Genomic DNA, 5,527 nt, shown 5'->3' with positions numbered 1-5,527 from the left:
GTCCCCATAGGACAGATTTCGTCCTATGGGGACCCCTCATGACACTCGGGGCAGCCGTATAACGCCCTATACCGCGACGCGACCGTCTTCCAGCCGGAGGTGCTCACCGCTCCAGTCCTGCCGCAGCCACCGGTCATGCGAAGCGATGACGACGGCACCGGGAGCGGTGTCGAGCGCGGCGAACAACTCCTCGGCCAGCGTCAGCGAGAGGTGGTTTGTCGGCTCGTCGAGCAGCAGGACTTCCGGCGGATCGGCGATCAGCAACGCCAGCGCGAGCCGTCGCCGCTGCCCGACTGACAGGGCGCCGACGCTGGTCCCGAGATCGCGCGGAGCCAGCAATCCCAGGCCGCGCAACGGTGGAGCACCCTCGCCCAGCGCTTCGGAGTAGGTCCGTTGCGCCGACCACGCGGGCTCGTCGAACTCGACATCCTGTGCCAGCAGGCCGATCCGCACCCCGCGTCCGCAAAGGACGGTCCCGGTCGCCGGGGCCAGCGAGCCGGTGAGCACGGACAGGAGCGTGGACTTCCCCGCGCCGTTCCCGCCGGTGATCAGGAGCCTCGACGTCGTCGTGATGTCGAGGGTCTCCAGCCGCAGACGTCCCGGGACGTCGATGTCCCGCATGGAGATCGCCGTTTTGTCCTCGCCGGGTTTGCCGGTCAGTTCCGCCTGGAACCGCAGCGGCGCGGGTGGTTTCCGCACCTGGTCGCGTTCCAGTTCGTCCAGCCGCAGCTGGGCGTTGCGGACCCGGCGTGAGATTTGTTTCTGCACCCTCCCGGTCTTGAAGTCGTAGAGCATTTTGGCGTTGTCGCGCTGCGGCCGGTTGTGCGCCACGTTGCGCGCGGTGACGGCCACCGACTCGCGCAGTTCCTTGAGCTCGTCCTGCTCCTCGGCGTACCGCTGCTCCCAGCGCGCCCGTTCGGCCCGTTTCTGGTCCAGGTAGTCGGAATACGTTCCGCCGTACCGGGTCGGTCCGCCCAGCGCCGGATCGAGGTCCACGATGTCGGTGCACACCGCGTCGAGGAACACGCGATCGTGCGACGCCAGCACGAGGACGCCGGTCAGCGACGCGAGGTGGTGTTCGAGGAACTCCATCGCGGCGTCGTCGAGGTGGTTCGTCGGTTCGTCCAGGATCAGTGTCGACGGCCGCCGGATCAGCAGCGCGGCCAGTCCGAGCCGTGACCGCTGCCCGCCCGAGAGCGTGCGCAGTTCCCTCGACGGGTCGATCCCGGCGAGCCCGAGCCCCGCGCAGACGACCTCGGCCCGCCGGTCGGCGTCCCAGAGATCGTGTGCCTGCGCCCATTCGAGGACCGTGCCGTACTCATCGAGGACGGCCGCGTCGTCAGGACGTTCCGTGAGCGCTTCGGTCAGTTCCTCGAGCCTTGCCGACGCTTGCCGGATCTCGGTGAGCGCGTCGTCGATGACGTCGGAGAACCGGGCCGTGAACGGGAAAGGCAGTTCCTGCAACAGGAAGCCGACGTCGTCACCACGGAGCACTTCGCCCGCGTCCGGTTCTTCGACGCCGGCGAGCAGGCGCAGGAGCGTGGACTTGCCGATGCCGTTCTCGCCGACCAGCCCGAGCCGTTGGCCTGCCGACGCGGTCAGGTTGACGCCGTCGAGCACGACGCGGGCGCCGTAGGAACGGACGAGATCTTTGGCGATCAGGGAAAGAGACATACGACATCACCCGCGTTTCTGGAGTCATGAGAAATCCCGCCGGGCCTTGTCGCTTACGGGAGCCGTGCTCGACCGAAGCTGCCTCGGGGCGGGGAGAGATACGCGTGTCAGTTTTCCATGATGCGAGGAGTCTAACGCAACCTATGTAGCGTTAGTCAACCCCTTCTTCCGGCGACTTCGATCGCAGGCGCGCGGACTCGCGTTCGGCGAAGGCCCGGCCATCGGTCATGACACCCAGGAGCGCGGCGAGCTGACGGCGGTCGAGCCTGCCGAGGCGGTCGCCGAAGAACCTGGCCATGGGGGCGTAAAGGTCGGCGACGTCGTCCAGCCGGTCGGGAAGGGGGCGGACCAGGAGCCGCCGTCGGTCGGCCGGGTCGGGGGCGCGCTCGACCAGATGCTGCGCCTCCATGCGGTCGAGCATCCGGGTCACGGCGCCCGTCGTCATGCCGAGTGCTCGCGCGAGTTCGGTCGGGGAGGTGGCGGCGCCGCTGATGACCAGCTGAAGTCCGTGTAATTCGGTGGCGCTGATCCCGAGCCGCTCCGCCATGGCCGTCTGGAACAAGACGGTCGCGCTGACGAACCGGGGGATTTCCAAAGCCGCCGCTGTGGCGAGTTCTCGCTGGTCAGACATCTGTATTCCTCAAGCAGTAGTTGATTCACGCAGTTACTGCACCGTGCAGCAACTGTGCGGGCAAGGGTATCGAGGCCGTTTGACAAGACTTCGAGCGCCTGCAACTCTGAAAGAGAACTTTCGAAAGACTTCTTTCAGATTGGATCGGCGATGGCCGGGTTACCGCCGCGCAAGCGGATCGAAGACGTCGAGTTGATGCGGGCGCTGGCGCATCCGCTGCGGTCGGCGCTGGTGGACCACCTGATGGCGGTGGGCCCGCGGACCGCGAGCGAATGCGCGGCGGCCGTCGGCTCGACCGCCTCGAACTGCAGCTGGCATCTGCGTCAACTGGCCCAGCACGGCCTTGTCGAGCGGGTCGAGGGGGACGACGGCCGGGAGCGGCCATGGCGCGCCTGCCAGGTCGGCATCGAGTTCGGGGACGATCCGGCGCTGCGCGGGGCGCAGCTGGCGGTGGTGGGTACCACGCTGGCGCGGGAACGGGAGCTGATCGAGCGCTACCTCGACACCGCTGACCAGCTCGACCAGGAGTGGCAGGACGCGTCCGGGATCAACATGTACTCCCTGCGGGTGACCGCGGCGGAGCTGGACGAGCTGGTCCAGGGGATCGACGCTCTCGTGCGGCCCTACGTCAGCGCGATCCGCGAGGACCCGCCAGAGGGAGCCCTGCCGGTGCACGTGGGGCTGCGGGCGTTCCCGCGCATCGACGCCGAGGGGAAACCGAGCGCATGAAACCGTTGAGGGAACCCGCCTTCGCCCGGCTGTGGGTCGCCGCGTTCTTCTCCGAGACCGCCGAGTGGATGCTGCAGATCGCGCTGCCGGTGTTCGTCTTCCAGTCGACCGGTTCCGCCGCGACGACGGCGCTGAGCATCGTCCTCGGCCTGGTGCCCGCGGTGCTGCTGAGCCCGGTCGCCGGTGTGCTCGCGGACCGCTGGAACCGGCGCCTGGTGCTGTGCCTGGTGTGCGCGGGACAGGCGTTCGTGGCGCTGCCGCTGCTGTTCGTCGCGTCCGGCGGCCCGGTGTTCGTCCTCTACGCCGTCATGGCGGGACAAGCGGGCCTGGCGTCGCTGTTCGAACCGGCCCGCAACGCGCTCGTGCCGGAACTGGTCGCGCCGGACGAGCTGATCGGCGCCAACGGCCTCATGAGCATCAACAGCAGTGTTTCGCGGCTCATCGGCGGCTGGGCGGGTGGCCTTCTGCTCGGTTTCGGCGGCCTCGGCTGGGTCGTGGTGGCCTATCTCGGCGTCCTGGTGATCGCCTCGGCCCTGCTGGCGCGTCCGTTCCGGCGGGTCGCCTCTCCGGTCGCGGCGGGTCCGCACGAGCCGGTATTGCGAGCCTGGATCGACGGACTCCGCGAGATCGGCCGGGACGGACGTCTCCGGCTCGCCGGCGTCGTCGTGGTGCTGACTTCGCTGGCGCAGGGAATGTTCCTGGTGCTGTTCGTGGTCTTCGTGCTCGACATCCTCGACGGCGGCGAAGGCGACGTCGGCCTGCTGCGCGGTGTGCAGGCGCTCGGCGGGCTGGCCGCGGGCTTCGCCGTCGCCACGATCGCCCACAAGGTCGCGCCCGCCGCACTGCTCGGCTGGGGCGGCCTCGCGCTCGGTCTGCTGTCGGCGCTGGTCTGGAACCTGCCCGCGCTGACCATGTCACTGGGCGTCTACATCGGGCTCTTCGGCCTCGTCGGTGGTCCCGGGGTGCTGGCCGGCTCCGGTCTGCTCTCGCTGGTCCAGACGGCGGCGTCACCGGAACGGTCCGGACGGGTGCTCAGCACGATGTTCGCCGGGACGGCCGGTTTCACCGCCCTCGGCGCGCTGCTGACGGGTGCGCTGATGAGCGTGCTGGGTTCCGGCGTCCTGCTGAACCTCCAGGCGGGCCTGCACGTCGTTTCGGGACTGATCGTCCTGGGCGTCCTCGCGTCGGGCCGGTTACGCCGTGATGCGGTCTTGGCGGTTCCCCGGTCCGGGTGAAGCTACGGTGGTGGAGTGCCGCATCTCTTCGCCACCAGCGACCTCCACGTCACCCATGAGGGAAACGCCCCGATCGTCGACGAGGTCGTACCCCGGACCCCCGACGACTGGCTGCTCGTGGCCGGTGACGTCGCCGAACGCGCCGACTCCGTGATCGAGGTGCTCAAGACCCTGCGGGAACGTTTCGCGAAGGTCGTCTGGGTGCCCGGCAACCACGAGTTGTGGACCACCCATAAGGACGAATGCCAGCTGCGGGGCCAAGCACGTTACGAGCACCTGGTCGAACGATGCCGGGAGATCGACGTACTCACCCCCGAAGATCCGTACCCGGTGTGGGAACACCAGGAGAAACCGCTGACGATCGCCCCGCTTTTCGTGCTGTACGACTACAGCTGGCGCGCCCCGGCGGCCGAGGGGCTGCCGATGCAGACGGCGATCGACCAGGCCCGGGACGCCGGTGTGCTGTGCACGGACGAGTTCTTCCTTCACCCCGACCCATACCCCAGCAGGCAGGCCTGGTGCGCCGACCGGGTGAAAATCAGCACCGAGCGGCTGGAGGCGATCCCCGAGGACCACGGGACGATCCTGATGTCGCACTGGCCGCTGCACCGCCACCCGACCGCGCCGCTGTACTACCCGGAGTTCGCGCTGTGGTGCGGGACGACGGAAACCGAGGACTGGCATCTGCGGTTCCGCGCGGAGGTCGCCGTCTATGGGCACCTGCACATCCCGCGCTCGACGGAGGCGGACGGGGTGCGGTTCGAGGAGGTCTCGCTCGGCTATCCGCGTGAGTGGCGGAAGCGGGCACGGGGCCCGATTCCGCTGCGGCGTATTTTCTGAGGTCATTCTTGCGTTCTTGCCTTCTTGCGTGGTGGGGCCGCGCGTCGTGAGTGGTTCACTTGCCACTCGCGACCACCCTCACGGGGCTCTTGAGGTTGCGGAAGCCACTTTCGCAACGCGGCGGGGGCCTGAGACTGCGGTCCGTGAAGTACCCGTTGAGGGACGCAGCGAAGGACCCTTGAGGGACCCAGGGTCCCTCAAAGTTCCCCTCACCCCGCTCCGGGCATCACGCGCAGCCCCAGCAGCCCCAGCAGCCCCAGCAGCCACAACAGCCACAACAGCCCCAGCAGCCACATCAGCCACATCAGCCACAACGACGCCGCGTGAAGGCCCCCTTCACGCGGCTCAGCCGAGGAAACTCGGCCTTCACACCGTCCCCAAGTACCTGCCTGAAGTACATGAAGGCCCCCTTCCTTGC

General features: G+C 68.4%; 6 protein-coding genes. 3 read left to right on the top strand and 3 right to left on the bottom strand.

The annotated features are described in order from the left end of the window. Positions 1-66: 66 nt before the first annotated feature. Together AB0M65_RS40000 and AB0M65_RS39995 are read right to left on the bottom strand one after the other, a co-directional pair. On the bottom strand, positions 67-1,674 hold the full coding sequence (locus AB0M65_RS40000; RefSeq protein ID WP_364040590.1) for an ABC-F family ATP-binding cassette domain-containing protein: 1,608 nt from the start codon (positions 1,672-1,674) through the stop codon (positions 67-69). Positions 1,675-1,825: 151 nt separating this feature from the next. Further along, positions 1,826-2,305 (bottom strand): MarR family transcriptional regulator, encoded by a 480-nt coding sequence (locus AB0M65_RS39995; protein WP_364040587.1) that lies wholly within the window; start codon positions 2,303-2,305, stop codon positions 1,826-1,828. A gap of 150 nt (positions 2,306-2,455) precedes the next feature. Between AB0M65_RS39995 and AB0M65_RS39990 the strand changes: the two genes are divergently transcribed. From AB0M65_RS39990 to AB0M65_RS39980, 3 genes are read left to right on the top strand one after another with little or no spacing between them, the layout of a single operon-like run. After that, a complete protein-coding gene (locus AB0M65_RS39990) occupies positions 2,456-3,034 on the top strand; it encodes a helix-turn-helix domain-containing protein (RefSeq protein WP_364040585.1) in 579 nt (192 codons plus the stop codon). Then, positions 3,031-4,269, top strand: coding sequence for an MFS transporter (locus AB0M65_RS39985; RefSeq protein WP_364040582.1), 1,239 nt, complete (start codon positions 3,031-3,033; stop codon positions 4,267-4,269). Before AB0M65_RS39990 ends, AB0M65_RS39985 begins: the two co-directional genes overlap by 4 nt. Positions 4,270-4,284: 15 nt before the next feature. Continuing rightward, entirely contained in the window at positions 4,285-5,109 is an 825-nt protein-coding gene (locus AB0M65_RS39980) for a metallophosphoesterase (RefSeq protein WP_364040579.1), read from the top strand. Between the two features lie 209 nt (positions 5,110-5,318). Here the strand turns inward: AB0M65_RS39980 and AB0M65_RS39975 are convergent. Then, a partial coding sequence (locus AB0M65_RS39975; RefSeq protein WP_364040576.1) for a hypothetical protein occupies positions 5,319-5,527 on the bottom strand: 209 nt, incomplete at its 5' end.

Source organism: Amycolatopsis sp. NPDC051071, from assembly GCF_040682875.1.
Taxonomy (GTDB): domain Bacteria; phylum Actinomycetota; class Actinomycetes; order Mycobacteriales; family Pseudonocardiaceae; genus Amycolatopsis.
Note: the sequence above shows the minus strand (reverse complement) of the source record. Positions and strands in the feature narration are given on the sequence as shown.

Coding starts and splice junctions, on each gene's coding strand:
- AB0M65_RS40000 (WP_364040590.1), bottom strand. CDS start 1,674: ATGTCTCTTTCCCTGATCGCCAAAGATCTCGTCCGTTCCTACGGCGCC.
- AB0M65_RS39995 (WP_364040587.1), bottom strand. CDS start 2,305: ATGTCTGACCAGCGAGAACTCGCCACAGCGGCGGCTTTGGAAATCCCC.
- AB0M65_RS39990 (WP_364040585.1), top strand. CDS start 2,456: ATGGCCGGGTTACCGCCGCGCAAGCGGATCGAAGACGTCGAGTTGATG.
- AB0M65_RS39985 (WP_364040582.1), top strand. CDS start 3,031: ATGAAACCGTTGAGGGAACCCGCCTTCGCCCGGCTGTGGGTCGCCGCG.